The organism is Methylophilus methylotrophus DSM 46235 = ATCC 53528 (genome assembly GCF_000378225.1).
Taxonomy (GTDB): domain Bacteria; phylum Pseudomonadota; class Gammaproteobacteria; order Burkholderiales; family Methylophilaceae; genus Methylophilus; species Methylophilus methylotrophus.
In genome coordinates, this window is sequence record NZ_KB905143.1 from 67,816 (window position 1) to 85,014 (window position 17,199).

General features: G+C 45.6%; 13 protein-coding genes and 1 pseudogene. 4 read left to right on the top strand and 10 right to left on the bottom strand.

The annotated features are described in order from the left end of the window. The first annotated feature begins 33 nt into the window (after positions 1–33). Positions 34–474 carry a flagellar basal body rod protein FlgB gene (gene flgB / locus F463_RS0108865; RefSeq protein ID WP_018986720.1) on the top strand — a complete coding sequence of 147 codons (441 nt, stop codon included), beginning with the start codon at positions 34–36 and terminating at the stop codon, positions 472–474. 479 nt (positions 475–953) lie between these two features. Here the strand turns inward: flgB and F463_RS14225 are convergent, their stop codons facing one another. The 6 genes from F463_RS14225 to F463_RS14975 form a co-directional block, all read right to left on the bottom strand. Next, positions 954–1,535, bottom strand: coding sequence for a transposase (locus F463_RS14225; protein ID WP_342664284.1), 582 nt, complete (start codon positions 1,533–1,535; stop codon positions 954–956). A gap of 596 nt (positions 1,536–2,131) precedes the next feature. Further along, positions 2,132–3,931 (bottom strand): hypothetical protein, encoded by a 1,800-nt coding sequence (locus F463_RS0108875; RefSeq protein ID WP_018986722.1) that lies wholly within the window; start codon positions 3,929–3,931, stop codon positions 2,132–2,134. Further along, positions 3,931–6,354, bottom strand: a complete 2,424-nt coding sequence (locus tag F463_RS0108880; RefSeq protein WP_018986723.1) for a TonB-dependent siderophore receptor — start codon at positions 6,352–6,354, stop codon at positions 3,931–3,933. Before F463_RS0108880 ends, F463_RS0108875 begins: the two co-directional genes overlap by 1 nt. Positions 6,355–6,430: 76 nt before the next feature. Beyond that, the gene (locus tag F463_RS0108885) at positions 6,431–7,390 is read right to left on the bottom strand and encodes a FecR family protein (RefSeq protein WP_018986724.1); all 960 of its coding nucleotides are present in this window, start codon (positions 7,388–7,390) and stop codon (positions 6,431–6,433) included. 2 nt (positions 7,391–7,392) lie between these two features. Further along, complete coding sequence (locus F463_RS0108890) at positions 7,393–7,890, bottom strand: sigma-70 family RNA polymerase sigma factor (protein WP_018986725.1); 498 nt, start codon at positions 7,888–7,890, stop codon at positions 7,393–7,395. Positions 7,891–8,196: 306 nt separating this feature from the next. Continuing rightward, on the bottom strand, positions 8,197–8,361 hold the full coding sequence (locus F463_RS14975) for a hypothetical protein (RefSeq protein WP_018986726.1): 165 nt from the start codon (positions 8,359–8,361) through the stop codon (positions 8,197–8,199). A 31-nt stretch (positions 8,362–8,392) separates the two neighbouring features. On the opposite strand from F463_RS14975, the gene F463_RS14230 reads away from it, so the two are divergent. Both F463_RS14230 and F463_RS0108905 read left to right on the top strand, forming a co-directional pair. Beyond that, positions 8,393–12,112 carry a PAS domain S-box protein gene (locus tag F463_RS14230; protein ID WP_081620814.1) on the top strand — a complete coding sequence of 1,240 codons (3,720 nt, stop codon included), beginning with the start codon at positions 8,393–8,395 and terminating at the stop codon, positions 12,110–12,112. A 2-nt stretch (positions 12,113–12,114) separates the two neighbouring features. Next, entirely contained in the window at positions 12,115–12,735 is a 621-nt protein-coding gene (locus tag F463_RS0108905; protein WP_018986728.1) for an ANTAR domain-containing response regulator, read from the top strand. Positions 12,736–12,771: 36 nt separating this feature from the next. Here F463_RS0108905 and F463_RS14485 read toward each other — a convergent pair whose 3' ends face one another. From F463_RS14485 to F463_RS0108920, 4 genes and pseudogenes are all read right to left on the bottom strand, one after another. Next, the gene (locus F463_RS14485) at positions 12,772–13,077 is read right to left on the bottom strand and encodes a hypothetical protein (protein ID WP_018986729.1); all 306 of its coding nucleotides are present in this window, start codon (positions 13,075–13,077) and stop codon (positions 12,772–12,774) included. Continuing rightward, positions 13,074–13,196: a hypothetical protein gene (locus F463_RS15295; RefSeq protein WP_018986730.1), complete on the bottom strand. Its 123-nt coding sequence runs from the start codon at positions 13,194–13,196 to the stop codon at positions 13,074–13,076. Before F463_RS15295 ends, F463_RS14485 begins: the two co-directional genes overlap by 4 nt. Positions 13,197–13,216: 20 nt before the next feature. Further along, positions 13,217–13,399 (bottom strand): annotated as a pseudogene (locus tag F463_RS14240) (chemotaxis protein CheW); the annotation flags it as partial. 12 nt (positions 13,400–13,411) lie between these two features. Next, positions 13,412–15,988 (bottom strand): methyl-accepting chemotaxis protein, encoded by a 2,577-nt coding sequence (locus tag F463_RS0108920; RefSeq protein ID WP_018986732.1) that lies wholly within the window; start codon positions 15,986–15,988, stop codon positions 13,412–13,414. A gap of 729 nt (positions 15,989–16,717) precedes the next feature. Here F463_RS0108920 and F463_RS0108925 point away from each other — a divergent pair. Then, positions 16,718–17,197 carry a nuclear transport factor 2 family protein gene (locus F463_RS0108925; RefSeq protein WP_018986733.1) on the top strand — a complete coding sequence of 160 codons (480 nt, stop codon included), beginning with the start codon at positions 16,718–16,720 and terminating at the stop codon, positions 17,195–17,197. Positions 17,198–17,199: the final 2 nt, after the last annotated feature.

A 17,199-nucleotide genomic window follows, 5' to 3' on the forward strand; every position in this document is an offset into this window, starting at 1 on the left:
CAAATAAACAGCTTTTATTTTAGGAGGTCTAAATTGATACTTAAGAAATTAGATGCTGAACTTAACTTTCACCAAGCAGCACTGCGCGTACGCAACCAGCGCCAAGAATTACTAGCATCAAATATCGCCAACGCTGACACGCCCCAATACAAAGCGCGTGACATTGATTTTCAATCTGCAATGCAGTCAGCACTTCAACAAAGTGTTGGAGTTGGTCTTGTAACACAACCTGCAAGTGAAATGCAGCAAACCAATAATGCTCATATAAATGGTAATGCTGGCAATGGTTACCCCGGATCAGGTGACGTATTATTCCGATCATTGAGACAAGGATCCGTAGATGGCAATACCGTTGATATGGACGTAGAGCGAAACGCTTATGTAGATAATGGAATTCGCTACGAAGCAAGTCTCACGATGATGACTGATAAAATCAAAGAGGTGATGGCGGCTATTAACGGGCAAGATAAATAACGGTCACTATGGCATTATTCTGAGTCGAAATATTAGTTTATGACCATACACCCGGAACCTAAGCACTATTAGTTATGGCGCAATAACTTAAGAATGTTGTATTAAGCATATTACTTGCTGAAACTTAAATAAAATCAATGATTGACCAAATGATGCAAAGCGAATAACATGTTTTATAACAACTGACCCATAGTATATTGTGGCGTGACCACTCTGACCTTGGGGGGGAAGGCCAGCGAAAGCTGGTTTTTTCATTTTTAGATGTCCACACGTACGCCAAGCTCGACAACGACATCGCAACAAACAATGCTTTGGGTAAAAGTTATATTTCCGACAATCACCAAACCACTTTGCTGTTTAGCTTAACTGGCCAGGATTTACTCCCCGAAAGCATTCAATAAATCTTCTATTAATGGTAGAGGATGAGCTCATTAGATCTAGCCCATCCTCATGATTTCGAGTGGTAGTAGCTATCTATGCTAAGCCATCAATATCTCAGTATGCCTATGATGTCCTTGATGGTATCCTCGCCACCATCGGGAAAGGCCATTTTTGAATATTTTCCTAAAAATATCATCAAAACGCTCTTTTTCACTGAGTTTTCTCGTGTCTTCCCGCCAAGCAATTTCATTTGCAAGATCCATCAAATATTTTGGAGTTATACGATGACCAATTCCATACTCATACCTTCTTAAGCGGCTAAAATAGGACTCAGCCTGATTCTCGTTAACCCCGTCTTCTCTAACAAACTCTTTAGCATGCTCAACTGACTCGTGGTCATACCACTGTGAAAGTCTAGTGTATGCCGAGCTTTCGTCAGACATGATTGATGTCCCATTGCTGACATACCGCCTTATTAGTGTTTCTGCATTAATACTATTTTCCGCCATTGCAATCGATACGATGGTTCGTTTTCCACCCACTCCTCTATCTAAAGAAACCTCGCGCATCACCATCACGATACGTCTATTTTTTCGTCGTTCAATATTCTGAGGCGAAGAGGCATACCTCTCTGTATGGTTGTAATCATGAAAGTTTAGACCATGAAGATCAAAAAAAATATTCTGTCTTACTAGTAGGCTATTCGAAAATCAAGGACAGAATGATTGATGATCAATTTCTAAGTAATGTGGGTGTATCAGAATTCAAGGATGAAGGTACTGCAATTTTAGTTCTAGCTATGGGATAGCTAATCCTGTTCTGTATTCTTTTCAAAGTTACGGTATTAATGTCTCACTACATATTTGTAGAACTGGTTTGCCTATACCATGAACTTCACTAGGTTGTGAGAGACATATACCCTGCTTCTAAACCAATTCGAAAGAAAATAGCGTTTCCAGATGATCTTCCGCTGTCAACGCCAGGTTGGAAATGACTTCCAAGCTTCGCTGTATTAAGAATTGAGTCGGGTGATCTCCAGCTATCGGATTGGCATGCGAATTGCAGGACTATCACCCCGAGTAAATTACGTATTAATTAATTAGTACAATTGTTATTAAGATTACATACACATCAAAATTACGTATTTCACAAAGAAAGATTGAAATTCAGCTTGAAAATAATGTGTTAAAACCATGCACCCAAGTTACGCATTAATTAATGAGCAATATAATAGTTTCAAAAAACCTCAAGCCTTCTGCTTGAGGTTTTTTCGTAGTTAATGATTAAATGACACTATCCGAATATTGGAATATATCGGTCCTCTCGTTCCTGCACCACCAAAATGGGTACTGGTGCCTATGTGCAGATAATTGAATTTATCTACAGGCTCATACTGCAAACCTTCAAAGTGTAATACCTTGTCGTCGATCCAGGTCGTCACTTTGCCATCATGCCATTCCATCCGGAAACGATAAGTATGTTGCGGGTCAAACGGTCCATCAAAGGGCACCCATTCTTTGGCTTTACCAAACCCTCGGGCGTGATATTCGATCTTGAACTGCGCATGCGCTTTGCCTACCCTGAGTTCCCAATTGTCTGTTTCCGGCAGATTCATCCGCTCGTGATTATTAAAAAGGTTGCCCCATAACCCAAGAAAAATATTTTTATTGGCCGTCAATTGTGTTCGTGGATCAAAGTGACGGATATCGACTTCAAGCAATCCATGAGAAGACATCGGCGGGATTTTCCAGACGATCCGATCATTGTCATTGAGCAGTGTCCATCCTCCGCCATCAACAAACTGACCGCCTTGTACCTGCCCCTGGCTGTTGCCATGTAAGCTGTCAGAGAGTACCACCTCGCCAACTTCGTCCCTTAAGTGGGCTTTATAAATTGCGGTAGAACCATCCTCAAATGCCACCTGAAATGCCAAACCATCGGATGTTGCAGACTCCAGACTGAGATTAAAGCTTTTTGGGGTTTTACCGGAAAGCTTGATGTCAGGATGCACGATGGGAAAGCGGCTTCCCTTCTTCCAGGCATAGATACTCGCATGTCCCTGGGGATTTTTTCCAATAAAAAATACCCGATCCTTAAAGATATTGGGTTTGCTAAAGCTGCTGAAATTGACCGAGCCACCGGCCATTTCTGCCTTGTTATCCGCTAACGTGTAGAGTTTATTGTCTATCCATGCATACATGCCGTTTAAGGTATTGTCTTTGGATGTCGTTTTGAACGCATAGTTTTGCGTCGCAAAAGAGCGGTCTACAGTGCCGTCATTCAGGCCCTGAAAGGTTGCGTTAGGTGCATCGGGGATAGGGGTTGAAGCGTCGACCAGAGGAAGGAGCGCACCACTTTGTTTGACGTAGATCCCGGTTTTCCCAAGCTGGTCTGAAGCAGTCAACAACACGCGATCGTGGCTGACTGTCACATCATCCATTGCGCCAAAATAGAGCGACTGATGCGGGATCTTTGTCTTCCAGTCTGCAACAACACTGAGCTGCCCTGTTTGAATATCGTATTGATAAGCACCCTCATATTGGTGCGTTTCTTTCTTCTCCTTGACGTCGCCCCGGCCGACAAATACGACTGTCCTGCCATCGAAGACCGGGCGCTTGAAAGCGGTAAACCTGATTTCGCTATGGGGCATCAGGGTGTTGAGGTCAACAATCTTGCTAATCTTGCCTGCTGAATAGTGGTAAATGCCTTGTTGATGATCTGTTCCTGCTCCACGAAAAACCAGTTGATCACCCACTCCCATCGGTGCGCCTTCAAAACTAATGAATTTGCCCACGCCTCCGGGGATCTCATCCAGCGAACTGACCAGCATATCGATATTGCCCTGCCTGCTTTTAAAAATACCGGTTAATCCGTTGTCACGTGTGGCAGAAAAGAATACGGCGTCACCATCAACCACGGGCGCGGTTGCAAACTCTTTAAACTTGCCGCCTTCGCCCGAGAATATCGTGCTGGCATCGGCAATCAGCTCAAAATTAATCACAGGGACTGGGCCTTCTGCAGCGAAGACTGGATGCCAGGCCAGCATCAAAACCACAAAGAGTGTTTTACCAAACATCAAAACAGCACCTCCAAGCTCACCTTGGCATTGGCTGGCATGCCAGGGAAAATGGATTGCGCACCATTGCCGAAGTAATAGACTTTATCCGTGATATTTTCTGCGTTAAAACGCCAAATTGCTTTATGGTTATTACCCAGATTGTGTTTGTAACTGGCGCCTATATCGTAACGGGTATAACCACTTAATTTGAAGGTATTGGCCGGGTCACCAAACACCTCACTTTGGCTGAATGCGCCGCCGTAGATGGATAAATTACTGAATGGTCCGCTGGTGAAATCATAGGAAGTCCACACCTTGAATGCATTAGAAGGTGCCTGGTTCAGCGCGTTGCCCTTGTTGGTGCCCTCTTTGATTTCGGAATCAAGATAGGCATAAGAGGCCATGATATTCCAGCCATCCGCCACTTCGCCAATCGCTTCCAGTTCAAAGCCTTTGCTTTGTACCTCGCCTACCAGCGTCACGGTGTTGGCAGCGACATCGGTAAACGTTAAATTGCCGCGGGTTAACTCATACACGGCGGCATTGATGGCCAGTTTGTTATCCAGCCACATCGTTTTAATACCAGCCTCATATTGCTTGCCAGTTTGCGGATCAAGCACCTGTCCGGCATTCGCAAAGGTTGGGCCCACACGCCCATTTGGATTGAAAGCACGGCTGTAGCTGGCATATAAAGTGACTGGCTCGAAAGGCGTGTATATGAGGCCGGCACGAGGCGTAAAATCGCTGTTTCTAACAGTGTCACTTGCGGCCCCTGTTGCAGGGAATTTCGAGCCCTGGCTGAAGCGGTCATAACGCCCGCCTATCATCAAGTTAAGCTTGGAGGTCAGCCCTATAAAATCCTCAGCATATACCCCCTGAAATAAATTGTTATTTTCTTGGGTGGGTAAGGCAACCATTGGAAGAGGTCTGCGTACAAAAGTGGCAGGGTTAAAAATATTGGATGCATAGACATTGCCAGTCCCACTTTGCGAGTGGATAGTGCGTTCCAGATCTACCCGCTGATAGCCGAACACCGTTCTGTGCCGCATGCCCCACAGTGTATTGTCCCCGATCAAATCAAAGATATAAGAGCGGGCATCCACATCCTGGGTCGAGCGTTGCTCGGTCACGCTAAAATTACCCGTCACAACATTGGGCGCAGATTTGTTAGATTGATGCCGGTCAATAAAATAATCCTGATAGGTATATTGATGTTTGAGCTTCCATTGATCGTTCAACTTCCAGTCCACCTCATACCCCAATGTGGTATTGACGGAAGATTGACTGCCCCACGGCAGTTCAAAGTAACGGCTTCTTGGCACATCGTTGACAGCCCCCCGATAAAAAAACTGACCGTTATCCCAAGGCGTGTCGCGATTGACATAGTCGGCAAGCAAGGTGACTTTGAGGTCATCAGTCACTTGCGCATCCAACACCAAGCCAAGCACATCCCGGTCTAAATACACATTGTCCCTAAAGCTGTCACTGCGCTCCCTCGCTACGTTAATCCTGTAGCCAATATGCTCATAATCCGGGATGCGGCCTCCTGCATCCAACTGCATATGATCGTAGTCATAATTGCCTTTAGTCACCTTGAAAGAAGTAAACCTCTCCTGCGTGGGTCTTTTACGAATTAAATTAGCGACCCCTCCCGGCTGGGCACGGCCATATTGTATGGAGGCAGGTCCCCGCAAGAACTCCACCCGTTCTAACAGTTCAACGGGCTGATCAAGCAAACCATACAACGGCTGCCCATCGACAAAATACCCTGTTTCGTCGTCCAGCAGAAAACCTCGCGAGCGAAGTGCAGCTTGTCGTCCTGCATTAAAACTTTCCTGATTAATTGAGGCAATATTCTTAGCCACATCAGCAAGCACTCTCACTGCTTGCTGATCCATGATTTTCTTCGGTATGACCGTGACTGAAACAGGGGACTCTTTAATGTCGAGCGGGATCCTGGATGCTGTTGACGATTCCTTCTGCAAAAACTGCTGATCAGGCTCATCAATGATGAATTTATCCGTCACCTTGACTTCGGGCAAAACAGATATATTTTCTTCCGACTGTCTAACCGTTTTTTTGAGTAAAAAACTGTTGCTTTCAATTTGTATGACCGACAGACCGCTGCCTTGAAGCAAAACATCAAACCCCTGATGCAAACTGTAAGCGCCATTGAGTCCAGTTGTCTGCTTGTTTTGAGTTAACTGTGGATCAAATGAGAGCAGTACACCAGCCTGAGCAGCATACGCAGATAGCGCCGCCCCTAAAGGACCAGCACTGATTTTGTAAGACTTTTTTGTAGTTTCTGCGACGGTGTTTTCAGCGGCGATCAGTGGCGTATGCCAGGACTGAGTCAACACCAAGCTAGCGGCAACCATCAAATGCAAGCTGCGCTTTTTGCCTGGTTTTAATGGAAGAAGATTTGAATGGGTAAATAACATATTGCACTCCTGAAAATATTGTTCTCATTAGCTATGCCAATCGAAAACTCAAAAGTGACAATACATTTATAAAAATTTACTGATTCAGAGGCATGATCATTATCAAAAAACGTGTGTAGCGCTGAATCCTGACTGGAAATGTGTGGGCCAGACTGCGCAACGAAGCGTCTACATCGTCTACCGAAAATGATCCTGAAATCATTAACTGCTCAATATCTCTGTGGCATTTTATAATTCCGTAACGGTATCTTTCCATTTCTTCGGCAAAATACTTGAGCGGCATATTATCCAATTCCAGATAACCTCTCTGCCAAGAGGGGGATAAGACACTCAACCGACGCCTAAACACAACTCGATTGGAATGCATGTCAATTTCTTGCTGGGGATGGACGAAAGCGTGTTCACCGCTTTGTTGGGGGGCTAGCTTGAGCACGCCCTCAAAAAGGGATACACGCGAAAATTGATCAAATCGCCGAACATTAAATGCAGTACCCAATGGAAGAATCCGGCCATGACCGGTTTCAATCATCAGTACTTGCGTTTTTTGATGTGACTTGGAAGTCGACACCAAGACCTCACCATGATGCAATTGAACCATCATGGTGTGACGAGAAGAATGAATCGTGACCGCTGTTTTAGTGTTCAAGACAAGGTTGGTGCCATCCGTGAGGGCAATACTCTTTCGCTCTCCAACGCCAGTAAAATAGTCATAATTAAACGGTCCAAACAAAGCATCTTTGAACACATATCCGGTTGGCAATAACACAGCGGCAAGTAATCCCAGCGTTTTGATTGCTTCTCTACGCTGACGATTCACTTTACTTGGTGGTCGGCTAAGTACCTCAACGCCAAGATTGGATGGAATCCCCTCAAAGATGGAGAGCTTGCGTTTAATATCTTCCCAAGCTTGCCGATGCATATCGGATTCACGCATCCACCTATCCCATGCCTGCCGCTCTGCGTCAGTCACATGCTCGGATGAAAGCAGTACATACCAATTCACCGCTTCCGGAACGACGTCTTCATGGGAGCGCATGTTTAATTTTTATGCTGCATCAGATGTAGTAATGCTGTTGAAATATATTTCCGCACACTACTCACTGACACTTGCATTTCATTCGCAATTGCACCGTGAGCCATGCCTTCCAGTTGTGACAGCAGAAAAGCCTTCTTCACTTTTTGTTCCAGTCCATCCAGGATTAAATCAATTTGGTATAAGGTTTCTAAAATAATCGTCCGGGTTTCCACAGAATCATGAAAGTCCTCAGAATGTTGGCTTAAGAATTCCAGATACTTGGACTCAATCTCTTTCCGCCTGAAATGATTAACCATTAAGCCATGAGCAAGATTGGTTAAAAAAGCGCGCGGCTCGATAATCTTATTTATGTCGCCCTTCAAAATTAACTTCAAGAAGGTATCGTTGGTTAAATCATAAGCATCCTCGACATTTTTAAGACGCTTTTTGAGATAAGACAGAATCCAGAGATGGTGGTCAGTATACAGTTGTGATACTAAAGTATTTGACGAATGACTCATTTTCTAAATGCCCTAAGATGATGAAATATAACGAATCATGACTAGGAGCATAACTATTCAAGTGCATAAATCATTCCAAAAAGCTAATCTGTTGATTTATTACAATAAAAATTGGATAGCCATTAAAAATCGGCTGAAAGGATAAAATAAATTTCTTAGAATTGGCTGATATCAGCCCTTTTCAGCCAAGTTAATCGCTACGCACAGGATGGGAAAAGGCGGCTTAAATTAGGTATTAGTGCACGCAAAATGCTTAAATAATGTCTCATTTTCTCCGAGGGTATATTTTTAAACTTTTGATTTTCATCAGGTTTTATAGTTAAGATATTTCGGACTTTCAGACCGCAACGCGCCTGGCGAGAAGTATTCTGGATTTTTTTGGTATAACAGTGATTTTGCCAATTCTGTTTTCAGTGTTTCAATGGTGAATGGCAAATAAGTTTCGCCAGCACTGCTGAGCGAGTAATCCATGATTGGATAATCCGGGGAAGAGCGTTCATTGATGAAAAAACCTGAAATAGCTCCTAATGAAATCCAACGATTAAGTGCATTACACCGTTATCAAATGATGGATACTTCTGCGGAAGAAGTGTTCGATAATTTCACCTACCTTGCCTCCCAAATTTGTGAAACGCCCATCGCACTCATTACCCTTCTGGATGAGAAACGCCAGGGGTTTAAAAGTAAGATAGGGATTGATGCAACAGAAATGGCTCGGGAAATTTCATTTTGCGGCCACGCCATACTGCAGGAAGAATTGTTTGAGATTCCTAATGCACTGGAAGATGCAAGGTTCCACGATAATCCATTAGTCACTGGCAATTTACATCTGCGATTTTATGCTGGCATGCCATTGATTACGCATGATGGATATGGACTTGGCACATTATGTGTCATCGATAAAGTGCCGCGTAAACTCACGGAAGAACAGCGCGCCGCCCTTAAGATTCTGGCCAAACAAGTCGTCTCCCAGATTGAATCCAGGCTTCACAAATTAGAGCTGGTCACATTGAATGAAAAGCTTTCGGAAAGAACTGCATTTTTCAACTCCATTATCAGCAGTGTGGATCAATCCATTATTTCAACGGATGTAGAAGGCAGAATCACCAGCTTTAACGTGGGCGCCGAGACAATGCTTGGCTACCACAGCGCTGAAGTGGTGGGGAAAACGCTAGAAATCTTCCACAATCCCGAAGAGGTTGCCAATTACGCTACGGAACTGGGTATTGCTGTAAGTGAAAATACCCCGCCAGGGCTTGAAGTATTCACATTCAATGCAAGAAAGGGCTCTTCTGATACCAGAAAATGGAGCTATATTCGTAAAGATGGAAGCCATGTTCCGGTCCAGCTTACCATTACCACCATGCATAACAACTCGGGAGCGGTCATCGGCTTCCTCTATGTAGCGACAGATATCGCCGCCAGTGAGCAAGCCAAGGCATCTTTAGCCAGTATGGCTGATTTATTACAACGCACCGGCGAAATGGCAAAAATCGGTGGCTGGGAATTCGATCTTGTCACCAAGCAATTGCAATGGTCCAAAGAAATCTTTGCGATGCATGAAATAGACTCCGACGAGATTCCTCCTCTTGAAGAAGCCATTCATTTTTATGCCCCTGAAGCAGTACCAGTCATGACCGAGGCAATCAGTAAAGCGCTAGAAGAAGGCACGTCCTGGGATCTTGAGTTGCCCTTTATCACTGCAAAAGACAGGCATATTTGGGTACGGACGCAAGGGACAGTTGTGACCAACCAAGATAAGCCTGTGCGCCTCATCGGTGCTTTTCAGGATATTACTGAGCGCAAGAAAAACGAACTTGATCTCGCATGGGTCAATCGTGCGTTACAGATGCTTGGAAAGTGCAATGAATTACTCATTCACATCAAGAATGAGACAGTACTGATTACTGAAATTTGCCGTATTGCAGTGGTGATTGGCGGTTACCGCATGGCTTGGGTGGGGTATGCCGAAAATGATGAATACAAATCTATTATGCCTCAAGCGCATTTTGGCCAATCCTCAGTATTCCTCAATACAATCAGGCTCAGCTGGTCGGAACACGAAAGAAATGGCCTTGGTCCTGGTGGCAAAACCATACGCACTGGTCAAACAGTCGTCGTTGACGACCTGCTGCTAGATGACAGCTATCCAGCCAAAAAGGAAGCGTTGGCCCAAGGCTACCGATCCTTAGTATCTCTGCCTCTAAAAAACAAAGAAAAAACGTTTGGGCTGTTAGCGTTGTACCGTGAGGATGCGCACCGTTTTGCTCAAGATGAACTGCGTCTGCTTCAAGATCTTGCTGATAATCTGGCAGCGGGAATCATCAATATTCGTGCAGAAAGTGAACGGCAGCAGTTGCAAAATGCCATGCTTAAGGTGGCGACAGCCGTCAGTGTCAGTAGTGGCGAAACGTTTTTTTCACAGCTTGTCACCAACATGGTCAGTGCCTTGGGTGCGCAGGCAGGTTATGCCTCTCGTTTTTTATCTGAGAAACCCCTCATCGCCGAAACAATTGCTGCCGTGGTAGATGAAAAAATAATCAGTAATTTTGATTATTCGATTTCTGATGCGCTGGCAGAAGAATTATTCAATAGCAGTGATTTGCGCATTGTTGCTGAACATGCTGACAGGGACTTTCCCCATATCAGCATGATGAAATTTGCACCCTATCAGGCGTTTGCGGGATTATGCATCTACAACGCGAGTGGTAATGCAGTAGGGTTATTGTTTGTCTTTTTTCGTGACCCCATCCTGCAAAAATCACACGTTCTGATTGAATCCACTCTCAAGATTTTTGCTGCCCGTATCGCCAGTGAGCTGGACAGACAGGCCTCTGCCACCGCCGTTATCGAAAATGCAAAATTTATCAAAACCATTACAGATGCGATGCCGGCGATGGTGGCTTATTGGGATAGAAGTTTAATATGCCGCTTTGCGAACAAACCCTACATCCAGTGGTTTGGAAAGTCTACAGACGACATTATTGGGACTTCCAAGCAGGCGCTATTGGGGCAATCTCTATTTAAAGCGGATGAGCCATATATACGTGGCGCCCTCGCTGGGGAATGTCAGCAATTCGAACGTACGTTGACCAAAGCGGATGGGAGTTTGAGTTTCACCTGGACTAATTACATCCCGGATATTGACGCGCATGGCACTGTGAATGGCTTTTATGTATTGGTGACAGATGTCACTCCTATCATCAAGGCAGAGAATCAATTAAAACTTGCGACCAGTGTCTTTCAAAACACCATTGAGGGCATCATGGTCACTGATATAGATAGCGTGATTCTTTCAGTAAACCCGGCTTTCAGCGCCATTAGCGGCTATTCTGCTGAGGAAGTGCTTGGGCATACGCCACGCATTTTCAATTCAGGTTACCATCCAAAAGCGTTTTTTGATGACATGCAAGCTCACCTCAAGGAATCAAGGGTTTGGAAAGGCGAAATTTGGAACCGTCGGAAGAATGGAGAAATATACCCCGCGAACATGACGATTACGGCAGTTGCGGATAGTAACGACGAAGTCACTAATTATGTGGGCATTTTTAGCGACAATACCGAATATAAGATGCATGAAGAGCAACGTCTTGCCGATGAGTCAAATCAACGTGATGCCTTAGTGCGTGAAGTGCATCACCGTATTAAAAATAACTTGCAAAGCGTCGCCAGTTTACTAAGCAACTTTTCAACCCAGCATCCGCAACTCGCGGAGCCACTTAACACTGCTATCACGCAAGTAAAAAGTATTGCGGCCGTACATGGCTTGCAAGGGCAATTTGTAAATAGCGCCGTTGGCTTAAGAGGCCTCATTGAAGCCATATCAAACAATAACCAATTGTTATGGAATACGCAGATTGTATTGAGCATGCCGGCGGATGCGCCTGTTATTCTTGTGGAAGAAAAAGAATCCGTCCCCCTGGCACTGGTCATGAATGAATTGATTACAAACGCCATCAAGCACGGTGATCAATCACAAATAGCGATTGAGCTGGCCTATGATGCTGACGGCAATAAAGTTTCCATCGTCATCCGCAATAAAGGGAAGTTGGCAGAGACCTCAACCAACATGACGCCACACTTTGGCACCGGCTTACAACTGGCAACGGTTTTGTTACCTAAAAAGAACGCCAGCTTGTCTTGGGAGCAGGCGGGTGAGTTCGTGATCACGCGTATAGATTTAACCGCCCCCATCATCGCAATTGGATCGAGGAGCAATTAACCATGTCTTCAGAAAAATCACTACAACAAAATAAAGCCTCAATATTATTGGTCGATGACGATCGGTTGATCCTGGCAACCATGGCCACTGGCCTCATGCAAGCAGGCTACGAAGTCAACACCACTGAGTCTGTGGATGAAGCTGAAGCCTGGCTGGAAAGTAATCCAAGGCCTGATATTGCCATCATAGACATCAACATGCCGAATCGTAGTGGCTTGGAGCTGCCTGCAAGCCTGGACAGACTGGACTATATTCCATTTATTTTCCTCACCGCGCGAAGTGAGCCTGAGGTCAATACTCAAGCGAATGCACTAGGTGCGATGGCCTATCTTGTAAAACCGATTGATAGTGCTCAGTTAATACCAGCTATCCAGACCGCCCTTTCACGCGCAAAGGACTTCAAACACATGAAATCCCAACAGCAACAATTGCAAACTGCCCTGGATGGGGACCGCTCTGTGAGCATCGCAATTGGCATCATTATGGATCAATACCGCATCAGCTATGAAGAAGCGAATACGATGTTACGCAATAACGCCCGCAGCAAACGGATAAAACTGGTTGACTTTGCCACCAGCATTATTCATTCGCGTGAGAGCCTGAACCTTGAAAATGACTCCTAGCGCACTCCACTGGCCATTTATTGAACTAATCGCTCATTAGCCATTCGCCCACATCGTATGCAAATCATGGACGCCCCATACCCGAGGATCTTCGTGCCCTATCACTTCATCGTGGCCCCCGATTTTTGATAGGTGCACAATCTCAGGCTCAAGGTGCATATTGGACTTGGTAGAAAAAAATACTTTCACCACTGGCGTCAGCAAAGAGGTGGGGCACTGATCAATGACGACAGCCAATCTGCCTGATTTCAGTTTCACCAGGCTACCAATCGGATAAATACCAATACACTTAATAAAAGCGTTCAGGATATGCGCATCAAAATGTCCGGTCCACTGCGTCATCCTGTGCAGGTAATGCCCGGCTCCCAGCCTGCCCTGTATGGGCGGTGAGAAGTCAGCGCATCATAGACATCACAGACTGCGGCCATTTTTGCAAAAATGCTGATCTCACTACCATTCATTTTATGCGGGTAACCCGTACTCCACGCAAATTTACGACGCCCTTGATATAGTCTGGCGTATTGGCGATGGAGGTCACACCAACGTAACCCCGGATTTCCTGAACCTTTAGAATCTCAAGGCAGAACTCTTCTTCTCCCAACTGAAAAGACAAGAACTCATTTTTAAAGGAGTCCAACTTTGCAATTTCCGTATTCATAGCCATCACTCCTTGAGATTAGAATTGAGCCCACTCAGAATCAGTCGTGCCATTCCTGAGACCCCGTGATTGAGTTGTCGCTGTGTGCTTGGCCTGATGCGAGTGTGAGAGTTGCGTCACTTTGTTCGTAGCTCTTCCATTGCCCGAGTGCCTGTTTAACTTGAACATACTGACATTGCGCATCAATGAATCTGCCTGGTCAAGTAATGACTCTGAGGCAGCGGCAGCCTGCTCTACCAACGCCGCATTTTGCTGCGTTACTTCATCCATTTGTGCCACGGCTGAGTTTACCTGGTCAATCCCTGTGCTTTGTTCAGTTGAAGCAACCGAAATCTCTTCCATAATGCCGGTCACGCGTCCAATCGAGTTCACGATTTCATGCATGGTCTCGCCCGCCTCCTGAACCAGCTTGGTGCCAGTAGTCACGCGCTCAGCAGAGTCAGCAATGAGTTGCTTAATTTCTTTGGCAGCAGTGGCTGAGCGTTGGGCAAGATTGCGAACCTCACCGGCAACCACAGCGAAACCTCGCCCCTGCTCTCCTGCACGCGCAGCCTCGACTGCGGCATTGAGTGCCAGAATATTGGTTTGGAAAGCGATGCCGTCAATCACTGAAATGATGTCTTCAATCTTGCTGGAACTTGCACTGATATCCGACATCGTCGCAATGACCTGCTCTACAACACTGCCCCCTTTATCAGCAACACTAGACGCCTCAACGGCAAGCAGACTTGCCTGTTTGGCGTTCTGGGAGTTTTGTTTTACCGTGGAAGCGAGTTCCTCCATACTGGCGGCGGTTTCTTCTAATGAAGAGGCTTGCTCTTCGGTGCGTTGCGACAGATCATTATTGCCCGCAGATATTTCGCCAGCTGCCGTATTAATGGTCTCACTTGCCTCTTTGATTTGCGTGATGATTTCCGCCATATTGCCAATCAGCGCATTCACTCCCACACACAAGTTGGCAATCTCGCCAGTTTTACCTTCCATGGGGATAAACTTAGTCAAATCATTTTCTTTAGCCGCACTGACCACTACTTGCGTTTCGGCAACCGCCTCTGCCAGCACTCTGGAAGCATTGATTTGAGCCGTGACATCCGTTGCATATTTCACGACCTTGAACGGTTTGCCATTGAGATCAAAAATGGGGTTATAGCTGGCCTGGATCCAGACTTCACGCCCGTCTTTGGCTATACGCTTATAGACGCCCGCATCGTATTCACCACGGTTCAGCTTGGCCCAAAACGCTTTATATTCATTACTGCTGCGATAAGCAGGCTCAACGAAAGTGCTGTGATGCTGGCCTTTTGCTTCAGCCAGGCTATACCCTAATACATTCAAGAAGGTGTCGTTGGCAGTGATGACGTTTCCATCCATGGTGAACTCAATCACCCCCTGTGACTTGCCAATGGCTGCGATTTGGCCTTCAAAGTCTGCATTCTTGAGACGCTCTGCCGTCACATCAGTCGCATATTTCACCACTTTGAATGGTTTGCCATTCAAATCCAAAATGGGGTTGTAGCTGGCTTGTATCCAGACCTCACGCCCATCCTTGGCAATGCGTTTATACACACCGGCATCATGCTCGCCCCGGTTGAGTTTGGCCCAAAACGCCTGGTACTCGCCATTGGCCCGATAATCAGGCTCCACGAATGCACTGTGAGGTTGGCCTATGGCTTCAGGCAGGCTATAGCCCAACAGGTTCAGGAAGGTATCGTTGGCGGCCATCACTTTGCCATCCATCGTGAATTCGATCACTCCCTGAGATTTGCCAATCGCAGCAATCTGGCCTTCAAAATCGGCATTCTTGATACGCTCTGCAGTCACCTCAGTCGCATATTTCACTACTTTGAATGGTTTGCCATTGAGGTCCAAAATAGGGTTATAGCTGGCTTGTATCCAAATCTCGCGCCCGCCTTTACCAAGACGTTTATAAACACCCGCCTGGTATTCACCACGGTTCAACCTGGCCCAGAACTCTTTATACTCAACGCTGCTGCGGTAAGCAGGCTCAACGAAGGTACTGTGATGCTGGCCTTTCGCTTCATCCAGGCTATACCCTAATACATCCAGAAAGGTGTTGTTGGCTGTGAGCACATGGCCATCCATGGTGAATTCAATCACACCTTGTGATTTGCCAATGGCGGAAATCTGGCCTTCAAAATCCGCATTCTTGAGGCGCTCTGCCGTCACATCAGTCGCATATTTCACCACTTTGAATGGCTTGCCATTGAGATCCAGAATAGGGTTATAACTAGCCTGTATCCATACCTCGCGTCCGTCTTTACCAATACGCTTATATACGCCTGCTTCATATTCACCACGGTTCAGCTTGGCCCAAAACGCCTTAAATTCAGGACTGGTACGATAAGCAGAATCAACGAATGCGCCGTGATGCTGTCCTTTGGCTTCGGCCAGCGTATAACCCAAGATATTGAGAAAAGTTTCATTTGCCGTGATCACCGTGCCATCCATCGTGAACTCGATCACGCCTTGCGATTTACCAATGGCTTCGATTTGACCTCTTAGATTAGCAAGTTCAATATTGGATATCTTTGTGTATTGATGACCACCAAATACCTTGCGAAGACTGTTTAACATTTTTATACCCTTTCAGAAGAGGATGCATGCTTCCAAATATTGAAAGGTTGAGGCGTGTTTGTTTGTACTAATATCCGCACTGTAGTCAGTGTGTTGAGTACTTTTACACTAACAGAAATTACAAACAGAATACTGACAGGAATACCAATGACCAGAGTTGTGGATCGCAACAGAGCTGAAGTGACCAGCCACAACAAAGTGATGTAGGTACTTGAGGAAAGAGGTTGAAGCGGAACATCTATGCGATGCACTTCTAAACTCATTGATTCCTGTAACCCGAACATAGCCGCAAACTTTCAATAGTGAAAATTAAATGTTGCCTACAGCTCACAATAGCTGCTGTCTACAACAAAGGCGGGTTCTGGGCCTTGGAGAAGTCGTTAAATCAGGGCAATGATTCTCGGACTAACATCTCTTTAACGGCAATCATTTAGATAACTTTAGGAAAATTCATAAATTTTTTGAAATTTATCGATAATGCGCCGCAGATCCGCCTACAGCCTGCTTTGAGCAGGTACTACGACTGAGTGCATGCGCTTGTGAATGCAGTGTTTTTTCCGAAAGTGGCGTCTCTAATCAACAACTTGGAATAACGGATTGACACAAAAGAACAATCGTTCTACCATGAGTAGAACAATCATTCTACCTTCATTAAAGGTCAGTCTGAGCAGAGTATCCAGAGTGTTGTCACACCTATATCAACATCTTGCGTCACTATAAGGAGTATCAATGACTACCATACAAGCCAGCAGGCCACCCCTGCCACCATTTACACGAGAAACTGCCATCCAGAAAGTCAGGCTAGCCGAAGATGGCTGGAACAGCCGTGACGCAGCAAAAGTGGCCATGGCCTACTCCATAGATACCAATTGGCGCAACCGGTCTGAATTCATCAAGGGGCGTGAACAAGCGCAAAGATTCCTTGAACGCAAATGGAACAAGGAACATGAATATCGGCTGATTAAAGAGTTGTGGGCGTTTGATGGCAACCGGATTGCAGTCAGGTACGCCTACGAATGGAAGGATGATTCGGGAAACTGGTTCCGCTCCTATGGCAACGAAAACTGGGAATTTAATCCTGATGGACTCATGGTCAACCGTTATGCCTCTTTAAATGATGTACCGATTAAAGAGAGTGAGCGCTTATTTCACTGGCCGCTGGGAAGACGTCCGGATGATCATCCCGGTTTGTCTGAATTAGGGTTATAAGC